Consider the following 16,068-nt stretch of genomic DNA (forward strand, 5'->3'; position numbering starts at 1 on the left):
CGTCGTTCGTCCCTCTGGTACCGCGGATGCGCGAACGACCAGCACGGAGGTGGCGGGCGATGGCCGGTTTCCGGAGTCTCGCGAGACAGGTGCGCGATCAGCGCTGCGACACGGCGCTGCGCAGGTACGCGCTGCGCAAGTGCCTGGAGCGGTTCGCTCCGTACGGGCACAGGGCGACCTGGGACCACCTGTGCCACCGGCACGGGTTCGGCCCGGACGACCGGGAGCTCGATCCGGCGCGGCTGGTGGCCGCCCTGGAGGAGCTGGAGGAGGCGCGGGCGGTCTGGCTCGCGTACGAGGAGGACTTCGCCGCCCGGCGCCGGCGCGAGAAGCACGGCGGGCTGCGCGCGCTGGGGGCGCTGGACGACTGGCACCGGGACGTGTGGGGCGGCAACGGCGTGGTGCGGTGCGGGAATCCGGCCGTCCACCCGACGGATCCGCTGCCCCAGGTGGTGCGGCGGCTGGTGACGGCCCTGGAGCACGGCCCGGGCGAGGCGTGCCCGGGGTGCGCCGGCGCGCGGATCGCGTGGGGCGCCGGGGACGGGGACTGGTACGGGCCCGTGTGCGCCGACTGCGGCGTCGAGGTGCCCCGCGCCGCCCTCACCCCGGGAGCCCTGGCCCGGGCCCGCGGGGTGCGCGCCCGTCCCTTGGTCCCGGCGGCGTGACGCTTCCCGGCGGCGTGACACTTCGCGGCGCACGGGCACGGTGGGCGCCGGAGGCCGGGTCCGGGACTCAGGGCGGCGGCCGGGGCGCTCGCGCGGCGTGACGTGACGGGGGTGGCGCGGGTGTTGCAGGCGGTGTTGAACGGCGCCTGGGGGCCCGGGGAGTCGGCGGTGGTGCCACGGGATCCCGCGGGGCTCGCCGCGGCCGCGGCGGACGCGGTGGCGGCGGGGGCGCGCGGGGTGCGGAGCCGGCCGCGGCCGCCCTGCGGCGGGGCTTCGCTCTCGCCCCGGGTGGTGGGGCCCGCGCTGGCGGCGGTACGGCGCGCGGTGCGCGTACCGGTGGCCGTGGCGGTGGACGCGTGGGCCGAGCCCGATCCGGCGCGGCGGGTCGCGCGGATCCGGGCCTGGGAGGAGCTTCCGGACCTGGCGTGGGTGGCCTGGCACGAGCCGGGCGCCGAGGAGACGGCGGCGGCGCTGCTGGCACGCGGCGTGGCCGTGGAGGCCGGGCTGCGGGCGGGCACGGCGGACCCGGACCTCTTCGCCCGTTCCCCGGCGGCGCCCCGGGTGCGGCGGATCGTGGCGGAGGCTCCCGACGACGGGGCGGGACCGTGGGCCCTGGCCGCCGCGCACGGCCCGGTGCCCGTCCTGCTGCACGGCACCGGCCCGGCGGCCTGGCCGGTGCTGCGACTGGCCCGGCGGCTCGGCATGGACGGCCGGATCGGCCTGGAGGACACGCTGTCGCTGCCGGACGGCACCCGCGCCCGCTCCACGGCGGAGCAGGTGCGGGCCGCGCTGTCGGACGGGCCCTAGGAACCCTCGCCCCCCGGGGCTCGCGGCGGCGCGGGGGCGGGCCGCGCCGTCGACGTGGGCGTCGGCGTCGGCGTCGGCGTCGGCGTCGGCGTCCTAGGAGCTCTCGTCCGCGGGCTCGCGGCGCAGCGGCAGCAGGCGGGAGCCGGCCATCCGCTCGCCGAAGGCGTCGTCGGGGTTGGAGAGCACGCAGGTCTCCAGGGACAGGCAGCCGCAGCCGATGCAGTCCGTCAGGTGGTCGCGGAGCCGGCCGAGCTGCTTGATGCGGTCGTCGAGCTCTGCCCGCCAGGTGGCGGAGAGCCGGGACCAGTCCTCGCGGTTCGGGGTGCGTTCCTCGGGGAGTTCGGAGAGGGCGTCGCGGATGGTGGCGAGGGGGATGCCGACGCGCTGGGCGGCGCGGATGAAGGCGACCCGGCGCAGCGCGTCGCGCCCGTAACGGCGCTGGTTGCCGGCGGTGCGTCGGCTGCCGATGAGCCCCTTGGCCTCGTAGAAGTGGAGGGCGGAGACGGCGGCGCCGCTGCGGGCGGCGAGCTGACCGACGGTGAGTTCGTGGATCTTCTCGGGAATCTGCGGCACCCCTCGAACCCTACTGGTCCGTTGACACCGCGACCCCCACCCCACATGCTGAGCAAGCGCTTAGACACAAACCGTTTGGTATGTCGTACGAGAAGGGACCAGGCACATGGCCGAGCCGAGGATCTTCACCTCCGCCGAAGAGCTGCGCGCGGGGGTCGGCGAGCAGCTGGGGCACAGCGACTGGCTGGAGGTCGACCAGAAGCGGATCGACCTCTTCGCCGAGGCCACCGGCGACCACCAGTGGATCCACGTGGACCCCGAGCGCGCCGCCTCCGGCCCCTTCGGCTCGACGATCGCGCACGGCTATCTGACCCTCTCCCTGCTGCCGCTGTTCGTGCCGCAGGTGCTGCGGGTCGAGGGCATGAAGATGGGCCTCAACTACGGCACGGAGAAGGTGCGCTTCCCCGCGCCGGTGCCGGTCGGCTCGCGGCTGCGCGCCACCGCCGTGCTGACGAAGGTCGAGGAGGCCGGCGGCGGCGTGCAGGTCACCGCGAAGGTGACCGTGGAGCGCGAGGGCGGCGACAAGCCGGTGTGCGTCGCCGAGTCGGTCTCGCGCTACTACTTCTGAGCCCGGTAGCCCACCATGCGGAGCACGAGGTCGGCGTAGAACGCGCCGACCTCGTCGGGCGTCCGGCGGCCCTGGACGTTGAACCAGCGGGCCACGTCGATGCAGAGCGAGAGCACGGCGACGGTCGTGCCGGCCGGATCGGCCACGTCGAACTCGCCGGCCGCCACGCCCTCCTCCAGGATCCGGACCACGGTGGCCTCGGTCTCCCGGCGCAGCTCCACGATCTCGGCGCGGTGCTCGGGGCCGAGCGCGTCCAGCTCGTACTGGACGACCCGGGCGGTCGCGTGCCGCTCGGCGTGCCAGCCGACGAAGGAGCGCACGGCGTCGGCGAGCCGGTCGGAGGGCGGGCCCTCGCGCCGCTCGGCGCCCCGCAGGATCTCCAGGGCCTTGTCGTGACCGATGCGGCTGATCCGGTGGAGCAGCTCTTCCTTGGTCTTGTAGTGGATGTACAGCGCGGCCGGGCTCATGCCGGCGCGGCCGGCGATGTCCCGGGTGGTGGTGGCGTGGTAGCCGCGTTCGGCGAACGCCTCGACGGCCGCCACCAGCAGCCTCCGGGCGGCCTCGGGCGCGACCTCGCCCCAGGTCACGTCCTCGCCGCCGGGCGCCTGCTCCGCCGTGCTCATCCCACACTCCTCCTCGACCGGTCAGGAGGCACACCCTACAACGCCGATGAGCAAGCGCTTAGAGACCAAGGCGCCCGGCGGCCCGGGCGGACCCGGCTCAGAGCTTCTGCTGGAAGGGGTCGTGCTCGGCGAGGAGCTTCTCCAGACGGGCCTGGTCCACCCGGCTGACGATCCGGTCCGACTCCTGCCGGTCCCGGACCACCTTGGCCAGGGTGAAGGCGGAGGTGGTGAGGTAGAGGACGGATACCGCGAGGAAGGCCCGGACCCAGGCGCTCGCCTCCAGCTGGTAGATCCCGATGCCGACGGCGGCGATGGCGACCGCGAAGGAGATGACGGCCTGCGCGTGGTACGCGTTCGTGTTCTGCTGCTTGACCTGTGACTCGCTCATGGGCACAGCATCGGGCGGATGTGGCGACCGCCACATCCGCCCGGATACTCAGACCCCGCTGGGGTGCGGCACTCAGAAGGCGGAGACCCCGGTGAGCGCCCGGCCGATGATGAGCTTCTGGATCTGGCTGGTGCCCTCGTAGAGCGTCATCACGCGGGCGTCGCGCAGCAGCTTGCCGACGGGGTACTCGTCGATGTAGCCGTAGCCGCCGAAGACCTGGAGGGCGTTGTTGGCGCAGCGGACGGCGGCCTCGGAGGCGAACAGCTTGGCCTGGGAGGCGGCGGTGGCGAAGTCCTCGCCCCGGTCGACGAGGTCGGCGACCCGCCAGGTCAGCAGCCGGGCCGCGTCCACGTCGACGGCGATGTCGCTGAGCAGTTCCTGCACCAGCTGGTACGAGGCGATGGGCTTGCCGAACTGCTCGCGCTCCCCCGCGTAGCGCACCGCGGCGTCGAGCGCCGCCCGGGCGATGCCGACGCAGCCGGCGGCGACCGACATCCGGCCCTTGGCCAGGGCGGACATGGCGACCGCGAAGCCCTTCCCCTCGGGACCGAGCATCGCGGAGGCCGGGACGCGCACCCCCTCCAGGGCGAGTTCGGCGGTGGCCTGACCGCGCAGTCCGAGCTTGCCGTGGACGGCGCGGCGGGTGAGCCCGGGGGCGTCGGCGGGGACCAGGAAGGCGGAGACGCCCTTGTGGCCGGGGGTGTCGTTGGTCCGCGCGAAGAGCAGGACGACATCGGCCCAGGTGCCGTTGGTGATGAACATCTTGGAGCCGTCGATGACGTAGTCGTCGCCGTCGCGCACCGCCCGGGTGCTCAGGTTCCCCGCATCGGAGCCGGTGCCGGGCTCGGTGAGGCCGAAGCAGCCGAGGGCGTCGCCGGAGGCGAGCCGGGGCAGCCAGGCCCGCTTCTGCTCCTCGGTGCCCCCAGGAGGCGATGGTCTTGGCCACCAGGCCGAGGGAGACGGAGACGATGCCGCGCACGGAGGAGTCGCCGCGCCCCAGCTCCTCGGTGACGAGGCAGTACGCGAGGTGGTCGCCGCCCGAGCCGCCGTACTCCTCGGGGATCGTGAGCCCGAGGAAGCCGACGGCGCCGAGCTTCTTCACGATGCCCCGGTCCACCTCCTCGGCGCGGTCCCACGCCACCACGTGCGGGGCGACCTCGCGGGCGACGAAGTCCTCGGCGAGCCGCCGTACGTCCCGCTGCTCCTCGCTCAGCGCCAGATCCACCGTGCCACCTCTCCCTCGCCCGTCCTTTAATTACCACTGCTAGTTTTAGCGGTGCGGCCTACTATGTGCGCCATGGCCCGACCGCGCAAGCCCCTGCTCAGCCGAGACCGCATCGTCGAGACGGCGGGCGCGCTCGTGGACGCGGAGGGCCTGGCCGCCCTCTCGACCCGGCGGCTCGCGGCCGAACTCGGGGTGAGCGGCCCCTCCCTCTACAACCACTTCCGCACCAAGGACGAGATCCTGGACGCGGTCGCCGACGCGGTCAGCGCCAAGATCGACCTGTCGATGTTCGAGGAGGACGACCCCCGCGACTGGCGCACCGCCCTGCACGACTGGGCGCTGTCCTACCGGGCCGCCCTCGCCGACCATCCGCAGATCGTGCCCGTCCTCGCCCAGGGCCCCGGTCGCCGCCCGGCGGGCCTCAAGGTCGCGGACGCGGTCTTCGGCGCGATGGTCCGGGCCGGCTGGCCGCCCGCCCAGGCCACCCACATCGGCGCCCTGATGCGGTACTTCGTCACCGGCTCCGCCCTCGGCTCCTTCGCCCGCGGCTTCGTCGACGACGAGACGGCCTACGACCCCGCCGACTACCCCCACCTCGGCCAGGCGCACCGCCTCGCCGAGCACCGCGAGAAGGTAGACGAGGGCGCCTTCGCCACCGGCCTGCGGGCCCTGCTCGACGGCCTGGGGACGCAGTACGAGAGGCACGCGCACGTTTCGGGCGGCGCCGAAGCGTGAGCGGGGGATGCTGGGTCCATGGGAGCCAGTGAACTCGCCGCCTTCGCGGCACTCTTCGCGGAGGAGAGCCGGGCCGCCATGCTGCTCGCCCTGCTCGACGGACGGGCCTGGACGGCCGGGGAACTGGCCCGCCACGCGCGCGTGGCGCCGTCCACCGCCACCGAACACCTCGGCAAGCTCGTCGCGGGCGGGGTGCTCACCGAGGAACGGCAGGGCCGGCACCGGTACGTACGGCTGGCCGGGCCCGGGATCGCGCACCTCGTCGAGGAGCTGGCCGCCCGCGCCGGGCCGGGCGCGGACGAGGCGCCCCGGTCGCTGGCGGCCGTGAACGCCGGCCGGGCGATGGCCCGGGGCCGCACCTGCTACGACCACCTCGCCGGCCGCCTCGGGATCGCCGTCACGGACGCGCTGACCGCCCGCGGGCTGCTGCGCCAGGACACCGGCTTCGCGCTCACGGACCGGGGCCTGGCCTGGTTCTCGGACCTCGGCATCCCGCTCGTACGGAAGGGCCGGCGGCCGCTCGCGCGCGGCTGCCTGGACTGGACCGAGCGCCGCCCCCATCTCGCGGGGACCGCGGGCGCGGCGCTCTGCGCGCACGCGCTGGACAGCGGCTGGTGCGTACGGATCGGCTCCGGGCGGGCGGTGAAGGTCACCCCGGCCGGAGAGCGGGCGCTGTGGCGGGAACTCGGGATCGAGGCGGGGGCGGTGAGGTGAGGGGGCAACGCGGCGCAGGAAGCGGCGCGGCGAAAGGGGCGGGGCGCGCGCGGCGCGCCAGGGGGAGGGTCGCCGGGAGGGGAGCGCGGGATATTGCGGTGTGGGCCGAAGGGTGGGCGCCCTACCGTCGGGCCATGCCGAAAACCGTCTCCTCCGCCCGGCTCGCGCTCGCCGCCGCCGGGGTCACCGTCGTCCTGTGGGCGTCCGCCTTCGTCTCCATCCGCAGCGCCGGGGCCGCGTACTCCCCCGGCGCGCTCGCCCTCGGGCGGCTGCTCGCCGGGGCGCTGGTCCTCGTGGCCGTCCTCCTGGTCCGGCGCGAGGGGCTGCCGCCCCGGGCCGCCTGGCCGGGGATCCTCGTCTCCGGCCTGCTCTGGTTCGGGGTGTACATGGTGGTGCTGAACTGGGGCGAGCAGGAGGTCGACGCCGGTACGGCCGCGATGCTCGTCAACATCGGCCCCATCCTGATCGCCCTGCTCGGCGCCCGCTTCCTGGGCGAGAAGCTGCCGCCGCGCCTGCTCGCCGGCATGGCGGTGTCCTTCGCGGGCGCCGTGGCCGTCGGCCTGTCGATGTCCGGTGAGGACGGCCACGCCTCGGTGCTGGGCGTCGCCCTCTGCCTGCTGGCGGCGGTGGCGTACGCGGGCGGGGTGGTGGCGCAGAAGCCCGCGCTGGCGCACGCGAGCGCACTCCAGGTGACGACCTTCGGCTGCTCGATCGGCGCGGTCGCCTGCCTGCCCTTCGCCGGACAGCTGGTCCCCGAGGCGGCGCGGGCGCCGCTGTCGGCGACCGCGAACATGGTCTACCTCGGGGTGTTCCCGACCGCGCTCGCCTTCACCACCTGGGCGTACGCGCTGGCGCGGACGACCGCGGGGCGGATGGGCGCGACCACCTACGCCGTGCCCGCCCTGGTGGTGCTGATGGCCTGGGCGCTGCTCGGCGAGCTGCCCGGGGCACTGACGCTCGTGGGCGGCGCGCTGTGCCTGGCGGGGGTGGCGGTGTCCCGGTCCCGTCCGCGCACGGCCGTGCGGCCCGTGTCAGGAGCGGACACCGGACTGGAGGAGGCCGCGGGCGAACGCCGCCAGTGAGGCGCCGATCCGCTCGACGGGGAGCCCGAGGTCGCGCCGCTGGAAGGCGAAGAGCTCGGGCGCGAGCGGGGCGAGCGCGGTGTCCACGAGGGCGTCGGGGTCCTCGGTGCCGTGCGCCACGAGCAAGGTCCTGACGTGGACCCGCCAGAAGCCGTACGCGCCGGTGCGGAAGCGCTCGGGGCCGGTCTCGGCCCCGAGCGCGAGCGGCAGGTGCTTCTCCAGGAGGTCGAGCATCGCGAGGTAGAACGCGGCGAGCCGCTCCCCCGCGGGCGCTCCCGGCCCCAGGGGCGGCGGGCCGTAGACGAGCTGCCCCTGGAGCAGGCGCTCGTGCTCGTCGAGGAGCGCCACCGCGACCGAGGACGGGTCCGGGAAGCTCCGGTAGAGCGTGGCGCGGCCGACGCTGGCGGCCTTGGCGATGCGGTCCATGGTGACCGTGCGGGGATCCCCCTCGGCGAAGAGCCGTTCGGCCGCGGCGAGGATCTGGGCGCGATTGCGCTCGGCGTCGGCGCGGCGGCGGGGGGTGGCGGCCGGGCGCGCGTCCGCGAGCAGGAGGTCGCCGCGGGCCAGGGGATCGCCGTCCGGCCCGAGCGACCGGGCCAGGAACCGCTCGGCCGGGGAGGCCGGTGCGGCGGGGAGGCCGCTCGCGGCGGGGGCGACGCGGGCGGGCCCGTCCGCCGGGGGGCGGTGCGCGGGAGGGCGGTTCGCCGGAGGGCGGGCCGCCTCGTTCGTCGGCTGCGCCGGCTCCGTCCCGGGGCCGTGCCGCTCGTGATCGCTCATGGGTCGAGCCTACTTCTCTTTCACTCAAACGGACACCTTGTCCACTTGAGCTTCTCCATGGCAGCCTAAGTGGACATGACGTCCGTTTGCGATGGGCGTCGAGCTGCCCTGCCTTGCTCTGCCCTCTGTGCCCCCTGCGCCCTTTCCGCCTCTCCGCCTGACCGACCGTCCGAGACTCCGCGAGGGAGACCGCTCTCATGCACACCGCACTGCTCGCCATCGCCCTGCTGGTCGGCTGCCTCCTCGCCGTCCAGGCGTCGGCCAACCTCCAGCTCAACGCCGCCGTCGGCACCCCGTACGGCGCCTCGACGCTCCAGCTCGGCGTCGCGACCGCCCTGCTGACCGCCCTCGCGCTGGCGGCCGGGACCCTCGGGGCGCTCGGGAGACTGCCGGACGTACCCCCCTGGCAACTCCTCGGCGGACTGGCCAGTCCGCTCTACATCACCAGCGGCATCCTGCTGTTCCCGCGGCTCGGCGCCCTGGCAGGCGTCGGACTCTTCGTCACCGGCCAGATGTTCGCCTCGCTCGCGCTCGACCTCTTCGGCCTGTTCGGCCTGGAGCGGAAGGGACTCGACGCCGGGATCGTGCTCGGCGCCGCCGCCGTCCTCGCCGGCATCGTCGTGATCATCCGCGGCGGCCGCGGCGCGGCTCCGGCGGGCGCGCCCGGCCTCTCGCCGACCGCCCGCACGGGCTGGCTCGCCCTCGGGATCGTCGCGGGCGCGGTCCTGCCGGTGCAGGGTGCCGTCAACGCCCGGCTGCGGGAGCGGCTCGACGCGCCGCTGACCGTCGCCGTCCTCAGCTTCGCCGTGGCGACCTTCACCATCGCCGTCGTCCTGCTGGTGCTCCGGGCCACCCGGCGCACCCCGGCACCGCGCGTCGCCCCGCTGAGGAAGATGCCGTGGTGGGGCTGGCTGGGCGGGGCCTGCGCCGCCGCGTACGTCACCGGCACCTTCCTGCTCATACCCGCCATCGGCGCGGCCGTGACCATCGCGCTGACGGTGACCGGTCAGCAGCTGACCTCGGCGCTCATCGACCACCGGGGGCTGTTCCGGCTCCCCCGCCGCCCCCTCACCCGGCCGCGCGCCCTCGGTCTCGCCCTGCTGCTCGCCGGCTCGCTCGCCATCCAGCTGTCCTGACCGTCCAGCCGCCCCGACTGTCCGTCCGCGCACCTGACCATCCGCCGATACCTGGGGCGCCGTCGACACCTGGGGCGCCGTCGACACCTGACCGCCCGTCGACACCCGGGAAGCCGTCGATGTCGGGCAGCCGTCGGTGTCTGAGCAGCCCCGCTCCTGAACCCACCTCAGCCCCTGAGCGCTCCGCCGAACCTGACAACCCCTCGGAAAGGGCCACCTCCATGACCGGCAACACGACCGTGACCGCCGTCGTCGACACCCCGCCGCCCGGTGTCGTCGTCGTCCACTCCGACCTCTGGTGCTCCTTCGCGCACCTCGCCGTCCACCGGCTGCACACCACCCGGGCCCGGCTCGGGCTGGAGGACCGGGTCGCCTTCGACCTGCGCGCCTTCCCGCTGGAACTGCTGAACGACGCGCCGAGCCCGCGCCCCGGCACGGACAGCGAGGTGGCCCGGATGGCGTCGCTGGAGCCGGACGCGGGCTGGCAGCTGTGGCAGGCCAAGGACTGGCTCTACCCCTCCACGACCCTGCCCGCGCTGGAGGCGGTGCAGGCCGCCAAGGAGCAGTCCCTGCGCGCCTCGGAACTCCTCGACCTGGGGCTGCGCCGGGCCTTCTGGGCCGAGTCGCGGTGCGTGAGCAACCGGCGGGTGATCCTCGACGTGGCGAAGGAGACCGGCGCGGTCGACGTCGCCGCCCTGGAGGAGGCCCTGGACGACGGCCGGGCGCGGCGCGCCCTCGCGGCACAGACGGCCCTCTCCCGGACGGACGCGATCCGGTGCAGCCCGCACCTGTTCCTGCCGGACGGCACCGACGTGGCCAACCCGGGCGTGGAAGTGGGCTGGGAGGGGGCTTACGGAGTCGGTTGGCCGGTGGTGCACGGCGACGACCCGCAGGTGTACGAATCCCTCCTGCTGCGGGCCGCCGCCTGAACCGGACCCGGGCTCCCGGGTCCGGCCCGGCGCTAGAAGACGACGAGCGCGCGGCCGCCCTTGCCCGCGAGCATGGCGTCGAAGGCGCCGGGGATGCCGTCCAGGGTGATCCGCTCGGTGACGAGCGCGCCGAGGTCGAAGCGGCCGTCCCGGATGTGCCCGGCGATGACGGGCAGGTCGACGGCCGGGTCGGAGTTGCCGTAGACGCAGCCGGTGAGGGTGCGGCCCCAGTGGAAGATCTCCAGCGCGTTGAAGGTGACCTGCTGGTCCTTGCCGCCGATGCCGACGACGGTGGTGCGGCCGCCGCGCCGGGTGGACTCCCACGCGGTCCGGATGGTGACGGCGCGGCCCACGCACTCGACGGCCACGTCGACGCCGTGCCCGCCGGTCAGCTTCCGGATCTCGCGGGCGGTCGTCTCCGAGGCCACGACGTACTCGGTGGCCCCGGCGGCCCGTGCCAGTTCCTCCTTCTCCGGGGAGACGTCCACGGCGACGATCGTGGACGCCCCGGCGATCCGGGCGGCCTGGAGGGTGGCCAGGCCGACGCCGCCGACGCCGAAGACGGCGACGGTCTCGCCCTGCCGGACCCGGGCCGCGTGGTGCACGGCGCCCCAGCCGGTGAGGACGGCGCAGCCGAGCAGGGCGGCGTCGGTGAGCGGTACGCCCTCCGGGACGGGCAGCACGCAGGGCGCGGCGACGACCGTCTCCTCGGCGAAGGCGGCCACGTTGAGGCCCGGGTGCAGTGCACGTCCGTCGGCGGCGCGGGCGTGCACGTTCGCCGCGCCGTTCAGGGCGTTGACGCAGAGCCAGACCTCACCGAGGGAGCAGGGGTGGCAGGCGCCGCAGGACGGCGCCCAGTTGAGGACGACGCCGTCGCCGGGGGCGACGTGGGTGACGCCCTCGCCGACGGAGACGACGGTGCCGGCGCCCTCGTGGCCGAGGACGGCCGGGACGGGGACGCGCATGGTGCCGTTGGACAGGGACAGGTCGGAGTGGCAGACGCCGGCCGCGGCGAGCCGGATCCGGACCTGGCCGGGGCCGGGTTCGGGCAGCTCGATGCCGGTGATCTCCAGGGGGGCACCGACGGCGGGCAGGACGGCGGCACGGATCACGGGACTCCCTTTCTGCGGGGTCGGGGCGGTGCGCGGGCCGGGGCTCAGAACTGGAGGGACTTGGTCTGGAGGTACTCGGTGAGACCGTGCTCGCCGAGCTCGCGGCCGACGCCGGAGCGCTTCCAGCCGCCGAAGGGGGCGCGCGGGTTGAACCGGCCGCCGTTGATGTCGACCTGGCCGGTCTCCATGCGGCGGGCGAAGGCGACGGCCTCGTCCTCCTCGCCCCAGACGGCGCCGCCCAAGCCGTAGTCGGTGCCGTTGGCGATCGCCAGGGCCTCGTCCTCGTCCTCGTACCGGAGGATCGAGAGGACCGGGCCGAAGATCTCCTCCTGGGCGATGGTCATCTCCGGGGTGACGTCGGCGAAGACGGTCGGGGAGACGTAGTAGCCGGTCTCCAGCGGGGCCTCGGGGCCGCCGGTGACGAGCCGGGCGCCCTCCTCGACGCCCTTCGCGATGTAGCCGCGGACGCGGTCGCGCTGGCGGGCGCTGACCAGCGGGCCGAGGCGCTCGCCGGGCGCGTACTTCGCGGCGGCCTCGGCGGCGAGGGCGACGGCCTCCTCGTACCGCTCGGCGGGGACCAGCATCCGGGTCCAGGCGCTGCACGTCTGGCCGGAGTTGGACATCACGTTGCCGACGCCGACGGCGACGGCCTTGGCGAGGTCGGCGCTCGGCAGGATCACGTTGGCGGACTTGCCGCCGAGTTCGAGGGCGACCCGCTTGACGGCGCCGCCGGCGAGGGCGCCGATGCGGCTGCCGACGGCGGTGGAGCCGGTGAAGGAGACGAGGTCGACGCCGGGGTGCTCGGCGAGGGCCTGTCCCGCGACCGTGCCGAGGCCGGTGACCAGGTTGAAGACGCCCGCCGGGAGGCCCGCCTCGTGCACGGCCTCGGCGAAGAGCTGGGCGGTGAGCGGGGTGTCCTCGGCGGGCTTGAGGACGGTGGTGCAGCCGGCGGCGAGGGCCGGCGCGACCTTCGCGACGATCTGGTGGAGCGGGTAGTTCCAGGGCGTGATGGCGGCGACGACGCCGACCGGCTCCGCGTAGACGGTGGAGTTGCCGACCTTCTCCACGAAGGGGTGGGTGGCGGCCAGTTCGGCGTACGAGCCGGCCACGGCGACCGGCAGTCCGGCGTGCACCGCCGCGGCGAGCTTCGGCAGGGCGCCGAGCTCGGCGGTGACGGTGGCGGCGAACTCCTCGGCGCGGGCGGCGAGGGCGTCGCGCAGGGCGGCGATCCGGGCGGCCCGCTCGGCGGGCGGGGTGGCGGCCCAGCCGGGCAGCCCGGCGCGGGCGGCGCGGACGGCGGCCTCGACGTCCTCGGCGGTGCCGTCGGCGGCCCGGGCGATGACCTGCTCGGTGGCGGGATCGACGACGGGAATCGTGTCGGAGGAGGACGCGGGGCGCCACTCCCCACCGATGTACATCGCGTCGTGGGCCTTCATCCGCTTCCCCATTCCCTCTGCACTCGACCGCTCGCCTGCGGCGGGGCCGATGCGTCGGCCCCGCCGCCCCAAACTAGCGCTGTTAGTTTTAGGGCGCCAGAGTCCGCCGGAGTGGGGCGGATCTCATCGCGCGCGACCCGCCGGGCGGGGGACCGGGGCGGCGCGGACGCCGAACGGCCCCGCGCCGGGGCCCGCGCGGCCCGCTGGGGGCGACGGTACCCGACGCGGGGCCGACGACGGCCGCGCGGATCAGATCGTCCGGTCGACACCGGTGAGGTGGGCGAAGACGACGATGTTCGCGTCGTAGCCGGACCCCCGGTCATAGGCTCCGCCGCAGGTCAGCAGGCGGAGTTCGGGCCGGTCCGTGGAGCCGTACACCTCCTCGTCGGGGAAGGCCGACTTCGGGTACGTGCGCACCTTGTCCACGGTGAAGACGGCGACCCGCCCGTCGGCGCGGGCGACCCGGACGGTGTTCCCCGGGCCGAGCGAGTCGAGGTCGAGGAAGACGGCCGGGCCGGTCCTGGTGTCGCGGTGGCCGACCACCACGGCCGTGCCGCGCTCACCGGGCGCCGGGCCCCGCGCGTACCAGCCGACCTTCCCCGGGTCGTCGACCGGCGGCACGCCGAGCCGCCCCGACCGGTCGAGCCCGATGTCCACGGCCGTCGCCTCGATGGTGATCGCGGGCACGGCGAGGAGGGTCGGGCGCGAGCGGGCGAGCGGGGCGGGCGACGCGGGCGACGCGGGAGGCTTCTTCGGAGCCCGCGCGCGGGTCCGCCCCGCGGCGGCGTTACGCCCCGGGGGCGCGTCCGCACGGTCCGTGGCACGGGCACTCGCGGCGGGGCCCGGCTCCGCGGCCGACGCCCCGGCGTCGGCCTTGGCGTCGGCCTCCTTGGCCTGCTGCCGGTCGGCGGGGTCCCCGTCCCCGCTCCACCACACGCCTCCGGTCACCAGGACCGCGGCCACCACGACGGTCCTGGTGAGCCGGAGGAGCCTGCGCCGCCGGCGCGTGAGACGGGCCTTACGCAGCGCCATCGTTGCGGCGGCGGGAGCGACGGATCAGCACCAGGCCGACGGTGCCCGCGAGGCCGGCGGCGACGGCCGCGCCGACGCCGAAGGCGGAGGCGTCCTCCTCGGCCGCGATCTCGGCGCTGCCACCGCCTCCGGCGCCGACCGGGCCGTGCGGGGGCTTGTGGTGGCCGTTGCCGCCGTTGCCGCCGTTCCCGTTGCCGCCGTTGCCGTTGCCACCGTTGCCGTTGCCGCCGTTGCCACCGTTCGGGCAGTCGACCTGGAAGACCTTGTGCTTGCCGGCGCCGTTCTCGCCCTCGAAGGTCCAGGTGAGCTTGTACATGCCGTCCGGCAGGGCGAGCGGGCCGGTGTGTCCGGTGCCGGTGGGAAGCGTGAGCTGCCCGCTCAAGTTGGGGTCGTCCGCCTTGTCTGGCTGGGGCACGATCTCCCACGAGACCTTCTGGTTCGCGTCGAAGTTGAAGGCGGCGAGGTAGAAGTCGCAGACCTTTGGTTCGTTGCGCTGGTCGTCGTACGGAGTGCCCACATTGTGGATCTTCACGTCGCCGTTGTCGCCGGGGGCGGCGAACGCGGCCGGGGCGCCGCCGAGGAGGGCGAGGCCGCCGAGACCGGCGAGGGCGAGACCGGAGGCGGCGGCGAGGGGTCGGGCGGTGCGAGCGAGCATGCGGGTTCCTCCACGAGGATGTCGTCGGACATTTGAACCGATAATCGGACTATCCGTCACGACATGAACACGCATGGTGGCGACATGCGGCGAGGAACCCGCCGGTCCCCCGTCCGGCCCAGACATCGCCCGGGCCGACGCCCCTTCTCCCGTCAGCTCCCGTCAGCTCCCGTCAGACGATGCCGAAGAGCACCGCCGCCGCCAGGACGACCAGCGAGGTGAGGGCGGCCCACTTCACCGTGAAGCGGGTGTGGTCGCCGAACTCCACCTTCGCCATGCCGACCAGCACGTACACCGCCGGCACGAGCGGACTCGACATGTGCAGCGCCTGGCCGACGAGCGAGGCGCGGGCGATCTCCAGCGGGGAGACCCCGTGGGCGGCACCGGCCTCGGCGAGGACGGGCAGGACACCGAAGTAGAAGCCGTCGTTCGACATGAAGTAGGTGAGCGGCAGGCTCAGCAGTCCGGTCACCAGCGCCATGTGCGGGCCCATCGCGTCCGGGATGGCGCCGACCAGCCAGTCGGCCATGTGCTTGACCATGCCCGTGCCGGTGAGGACCCCGGTGAAGACGGCGGCGGCGAAGACCATGCCGGAGACGTTGAGGACGTTGTCCGCGTGGGCGGCCAGGCGCTCCTTCTGCTCGGCGGGGCGCGGGTAGTTCACGGTGAGGGCGAGCGCGGCTCCGATGAGGAAGAGGACCGGGATCGGCAGCAGTTCCAGGATCATCGCGGTGAGCAGACCGACGGTGAGGGCGGCGTTGAACCAGTACAGGCGGGGCCGGAGGGTGGCCCGGTTCGGGTCGAGGCCCTGGAAGCCGGGGGTTCCGGCGTCTTCGTCCGCCGCATCCGCGCCGCTCTCGACCGGGGCGTCGCCGCCGGCGCCCGCGCCCGTCCGCCGCGTCGCGCGACCCTCGCCCTTCCCGCCCCCCGCACCGGTGCCCACGAGGACGGTCTCGCCGCTCGCCTCGGGAGCGAGGGCCTGGTCCAGGGTCAGATAGCCGATCCGCTTCCGCTCCCGGCGGCCGAGGACGTACGCGAGGGCGATCACGAAGAGCAGGCCGACGGCGAGGGCCGGGATCATCGGGACGAAGATGTCGCCGGCGTCGAGCTTGAGCGCGGTCGCGGCACGGGCCGTGGGGCCGCCCCAGGGCAGGGTGTTCATCACGCCGTTGGCCGTGGCCGCCACGCCGGTGAGGACGACGAGGCTCATGCCGAGCCGCTTGTAGAGCGGGTACATCGCCGAGACGGTGATCATGAAGGTGGTGGAGCCGTCGCCGTCGAGGGAGACGATCGCCGCGAGCACCGCCGTGCCGACGACCACCCGGACCGGGTCGGCCTTGCAGAAGCGCAGGATGCCCCGGACGATCGGGTCGAAGAGTCCGACGTCGATCATGACTCCGAAATAGACGATCGCGAACATCAGCATCGCCGCGGTGGGCGCCAGCTTGCCCACGCCGTCGATGACGTAGTCGCCGAGCTGCGCGCCCTGGCCGACCGCGACGCAGAACAGGGCGGGGATCAGGACGAGCGCCGCGATCGGCGACATCCTCTTCATCATGATCAGGACCAGGAAGGTCGCGATCATGGCGAAGCCGAGGACGGTCAGCATGA

Annotated in this window: 17 protein-coding genes and 1 pseudogene; 8 read left to right on the forward strand and 10 right to left on the reverse strand. The window is 74.7% G+C overall.

Features of this window, described 5'->3' with window-relative positions; translation table 11 throughout:
• Positions 1–59: 59 nt before the first annotated feature.
• Both IE321_RS10125 and IE321_RS10130 read left to right on the forward strand, forming a co-directional pair.
• Positions 60–665 (forward strand): hypothetical protein, encoded by a 606-nt coding sequence (locus IE321_RS10125; protein ID WP_043223880.1) that lies wholly within the window; start codon positions 60–62, stop codon positions 663–665.
• A 120-nt stretch (positions 666–785) separates the two neighbouring features.
• Positions 786–1,472, forward strand: a complete 687-nt coding sequence (locus IE321_RS10130) for a 3-keto-5-aminohexanoate cleavage protein (RefSeq protein WP_190222556.1) — start codon at positions 786–788, stop codon at positions 1,470–1,472.
• A 93-nt stretch (positions 1,473–1,565) separates the two neighbouring features.
• On the opposite strand, the gene soxR is transcribed toward IE321_RS10130, so the two are convergent.
• Positions 1,566–2,045 (reverse strand): redox-sensitive transcriptional activator SoxR, encoded by a 480-nt coding sequence (gene soxR, locus IE321_RS10135; RefSeq protein ID WP_190222557.1) that lies wholly within the window; start codon positions 2,043–2,045, stop codon positions 1,566–1,568.
• A gap of 106 nt (positions 2,046–2,151) precedes the next feature.
• Here soxR and IE321_RS10140 point away from each other — a divergent pair, with 106 nt between their 5' ends.
• Positions 2,152–2,613, forward strand: coding sequence for a MaoC family dehydratase (locus tag IE321_RS10140; RefSeq protein ID WP_030494453.1), 462 nt, complete (start codon positions 2,152–2,154; stop codon positions 2,611–2,613).
• On the opposite strand, the gene IE321_RS10145 is transcribed toward IE321_RS10140, so the two are convergent.
• The 3 genes and pseudogenes from IE321_RS10145 to IE321_RS10155 form a co-directional block, all read right to left on the reverse strand.
• Positions 2,604–3,236, reverse strand: a complete 633-nt coding sequence (locus IE321_RS10145; RefSeq protein ID WP_043223877.1) for a TetR/AcrR family transcriptional regulator — start codon at positions 3,234–3,236, stop codon at positions 2,604–2,606. The two genes, IE321_RS10140 and IE321_RS10145, sit on opposite strands and share 10 nt — an antisense overlap.
• 97 nt (positions 3,237–3,333) lie before the next feature.
• Positions 3,334–3,624 (reverse strand): YiaA/YiaB family inner membrane protein, encoded by a 291-nt coding sequence (locus tag IE321_RS10150; protein WP_043223876.1) that lies wholly within the window; start codon positions 3,622–3,624, stop codon positions 3,334–3,336.
• 72 nt (positions 3,625–3,696) lie between these two features.
• Positions 3,697–4,849 (reverse strand): annotated as a pseudogene (locus tag IE321_RS10155) (acyl-CoA dehydrogenase family protein).
• A 72-nt stretch (positions 4,850–4,921) separates the two neighbouring features.
• Between IE321_RS10155 and IE321_RS10160 the strand changes: the two are divergent.
• The 3 genes from IE321_RS10160 to IE321_RS10170 all read left to right on the forward strand — a co-directional run bounded on the left by IE321_RS10160 (position 4,922) and on the right by IE321_RS10170 (position 7,380).
• A complete protein-coding gene (locus IE321_RS10160) occupies positions 4,922–5,584 on the forward strand; it encodes a TetR/AcrR family transcriptional regulator (protein ID WP_190222558.1) in 663 nt (220 codons plus the stop codon).
• A gap of 18 nt (positions 5,585–5,602) precedes the next feature.
• On the forward strand, positions 5,603–6,298 hold the full coding sequence (locus IE321_RS10165) for an ArsR/SmtB family transcription factor (RefSeq protein WP_190222559.1): 696 nt from the start codon (positions 5,603–5,605) through the stop codon (positions 6,296–6,298).
• A gap of 134 nt (positions 6,299–6,432) precedes the next feature.
• Positions 6,433–7,380: a DMT family transporter gene (locus IE321_RS10170; protein ID WP_190222560.1), complete on the forward strand. Its 948-nt coding sequence runs from the start codon at positions 6,433–6,435 to the stop codon at positions 7,378–7,380.
• Here the strand turns inward: IE321_RS10170 and IE321_RS10175 are convergent.
• A complete protein-coding gene (locus IE321_RS10175) occupies positions 7,330–7,947 on the reverse strand; it encodes a TetR/AcrR family transcriptional regulator (RefSeq protein ID WP_190222592.1) in 618 nt (205 codons plus the stop codon). The two genes, IE321_RS10170 and IE321_RS10175, sit on opposite strands and share 51 nt — an antisense overlap.
• A gap of 407 nt (positions 7,948–8,354) precedes the next feature.
• Between IE321_RS10175 and IE321_RS10180 the strand changes: the two genes are divergently transcribed.
• Together IE321_RS10180 and IE321_RS10185 are read left to right on the forward strand one after the other, a co-directional pair.
• Entirely contained in the window at positions 8,355–9,293 is a 939-nt protein-coding gene (locus IE321_RS10180; RefSeq protein WP_043223869.1) for a DMT family transporter, read from the forward strand.
• A 221-nt stretch (positions 9,294–9,514) separates the two neighbouring features.
• Positions 9,515–10,222 (forward strand): DsbA family oxidoreductase, encoded by a 708-nt coding sequence (locus IE321_RS10185; RefSeq protein WP_051841979.1) that lies wholly within the window; start codon positions 9,515–9,517, stop codon positions 10,220–10,222.
• 32 nt (positions 10,223–10,254) lie between these two features.
• Here the strand turns inward: IE321_RS10185 and IE321_RS10190 are convergent, their stop codons facing one another.
• The 5 genes from IE321_RS10190 to IE321_RS10210 all read right to left on the reverse strand — a co-directional run bounded on the left by IE321_RS10190 (position 10,255) and on the right by IE321_RS10210 (position 16,066).
• Positions 10,255–11,334, reverse strand: coding sequence for a Zn-dependent alcohol dehydrogenase (locus IE321_RS10190; protein WP_043223867.1), 1,080 nt, complete (start codon positions 11,332–11,334; stop codon positions 10,255–10,257).
• 44 nt (positions 11,335–11,378) lie between these two features.
• Positions 11,379–12,770, reverse strand: a complete 1,392-nt coding sequence (locus IE321_RS10195; protein ID WP_190222561.1) for an aldehyde dehydrogenase family protein — start codon at positions 12,768–12,770, stop codon at positions 11,379–11,381.
• A gap of 249 nt (positions 12,771–13,019) precedes the next feature.
• Positions 13,020–13,802 carry a class F sortase gene (locus IE321_RS10200; RefSeq protein ID WP_190222562.1) on the reverse strand — a complete coding sequence of 261 codons (783 nt, stop codon included), beginning with the start codon at positions 13,800–13,802 and terminating at the stop codon, positions 13,020–13,022.
• On the reverse strand, positions 13,789–14,457 hold the full coding sequence (locus tag IE321_RS10205) for a hypothetical protein (protein WP_190222563.1): 669 nt from the start codon (positions 14,455–14,457) through the stop codon (positions 13,789–13,791). Before IE321_RS10205 ends, IE321_RS10200 begins: the two co-directional genes overlap by 14 nt.
• Positions 14,458–14,629: 172 nt before the next feature.
• Positions 14,630–16,066 (reverse strand): CitMHS family transporter, encoded by a 1,437-nt coding sequence (locus IE321_RS10210; protein WP_043223863.1) that lies wholly within the window; start codon positions 16,064–16,066, stop codon positions 14,630–14,632.
• Positions 16,067–16,068 lie beyond the last annotated feature (2 nt).

The organism is Streptomyces hydrogenans (assembly GCF_014656075.1).
Taxonomy (GTDB): domain Bacteria; phylum Actinomycetota; class Actinomycetes; order Streptomycetales; family Streptomycetaceae; genus Streptomyces; species Streptomyces hydrogenans.

Bases quoted from the DNA above. Each gene is read 5' to 3' on its own strand.
- IE321_RS10125 (WP_043223880.1), top strand. From the start codon at position 60: ATGGCCGGTTTCCGGAGTCTCGCGAGACAGGTGCGCGATCAGCGCTGC.
- IE321_RS10140 (WP_030494453.1), top strand. From the start codon at position 2,152: ATGGCCGAGCCGAGGATCTTCACCTCCGCCGAAGAGCTGCGCGCGGGG.
- IE321_RS10145 (WP_043223877.1), bottom strand. From the start codon at position 3,236: ATGAGCACGGCGGAGCAGGCGCCCGGCGGCGAGGACGTGACCTGGGGC.
- IE321_RS10150 (WP_043223876.1), bottom strand. From the start codon at position 3,624: ATGAGCGAGTCACAGGTCAAGCAGCAGAACACGAACGCGTACCACGCG.
- IE321_RS10160 (WP_190222558.1), top strand. From the start codon at position 4,922: ATGGCCCGACCGCGCAAGCCCCTGCTCAGCCGAGACCGCATCGTCGAG.
- IE321_RS10165 (WP_190222559.1), top strand. From the start codon at position 5,603: ATGGGAGCCAGTGAACTCGCCGCCTTCGCGGCACTCTTCGCGGAGGAG.
- IE321_RS10170 (WP_190222560.1), top strand. From the start codon at position 6,433: ATGCCGAAAACCGTCTCCTCCGCCCGGCTCGCGCTCGCCGCCGCCGGG.
- IE321_RS10180 (WP_043223869.1), top strand. From the start codon at position 8,355: ATGCACACCGCACTGCTCGCCATCGCCCTGCTGGTCGGCTGCCTCCTC.
- IE321_RS10185 (WP_051841979.1), top strand. From the start codon at position 9,515: ATGACCGGCAACACGACCGTGACCGCCGTCGTCGACACCCCGCCGCCC.
- IE321_RS10195 (WP_190222561.1), bottom strand. From the start codon at position 12,770: ATGAAGGCCCACGACGCGATGTACATCGGTGGGGAGTGGCGCCCCGCG.
- IE321_RS10200 (WP_190222562.1), bottom strand. From the start codon at position 13,802: ATGGCGCTGCGTAAGGCCCGTCTCACGCGCCGGCGGCGCAGGCTCCTC.
- IE321_RS10205 (WP_190222563.1), bottom strand. From the start codon at position 14,457: ATGCTCGCTCGCACCGCCCGACCCCTCGCCGCCGCCTCCGGTCTCGCC.
- IE321_RS10210 (WP_043223863.1), bottom strand. From the start codon at position 16,066: ATGCTGACCGTCCTCGGCTTCGCCATGATCGCGACCTTCCTGGTCCTG.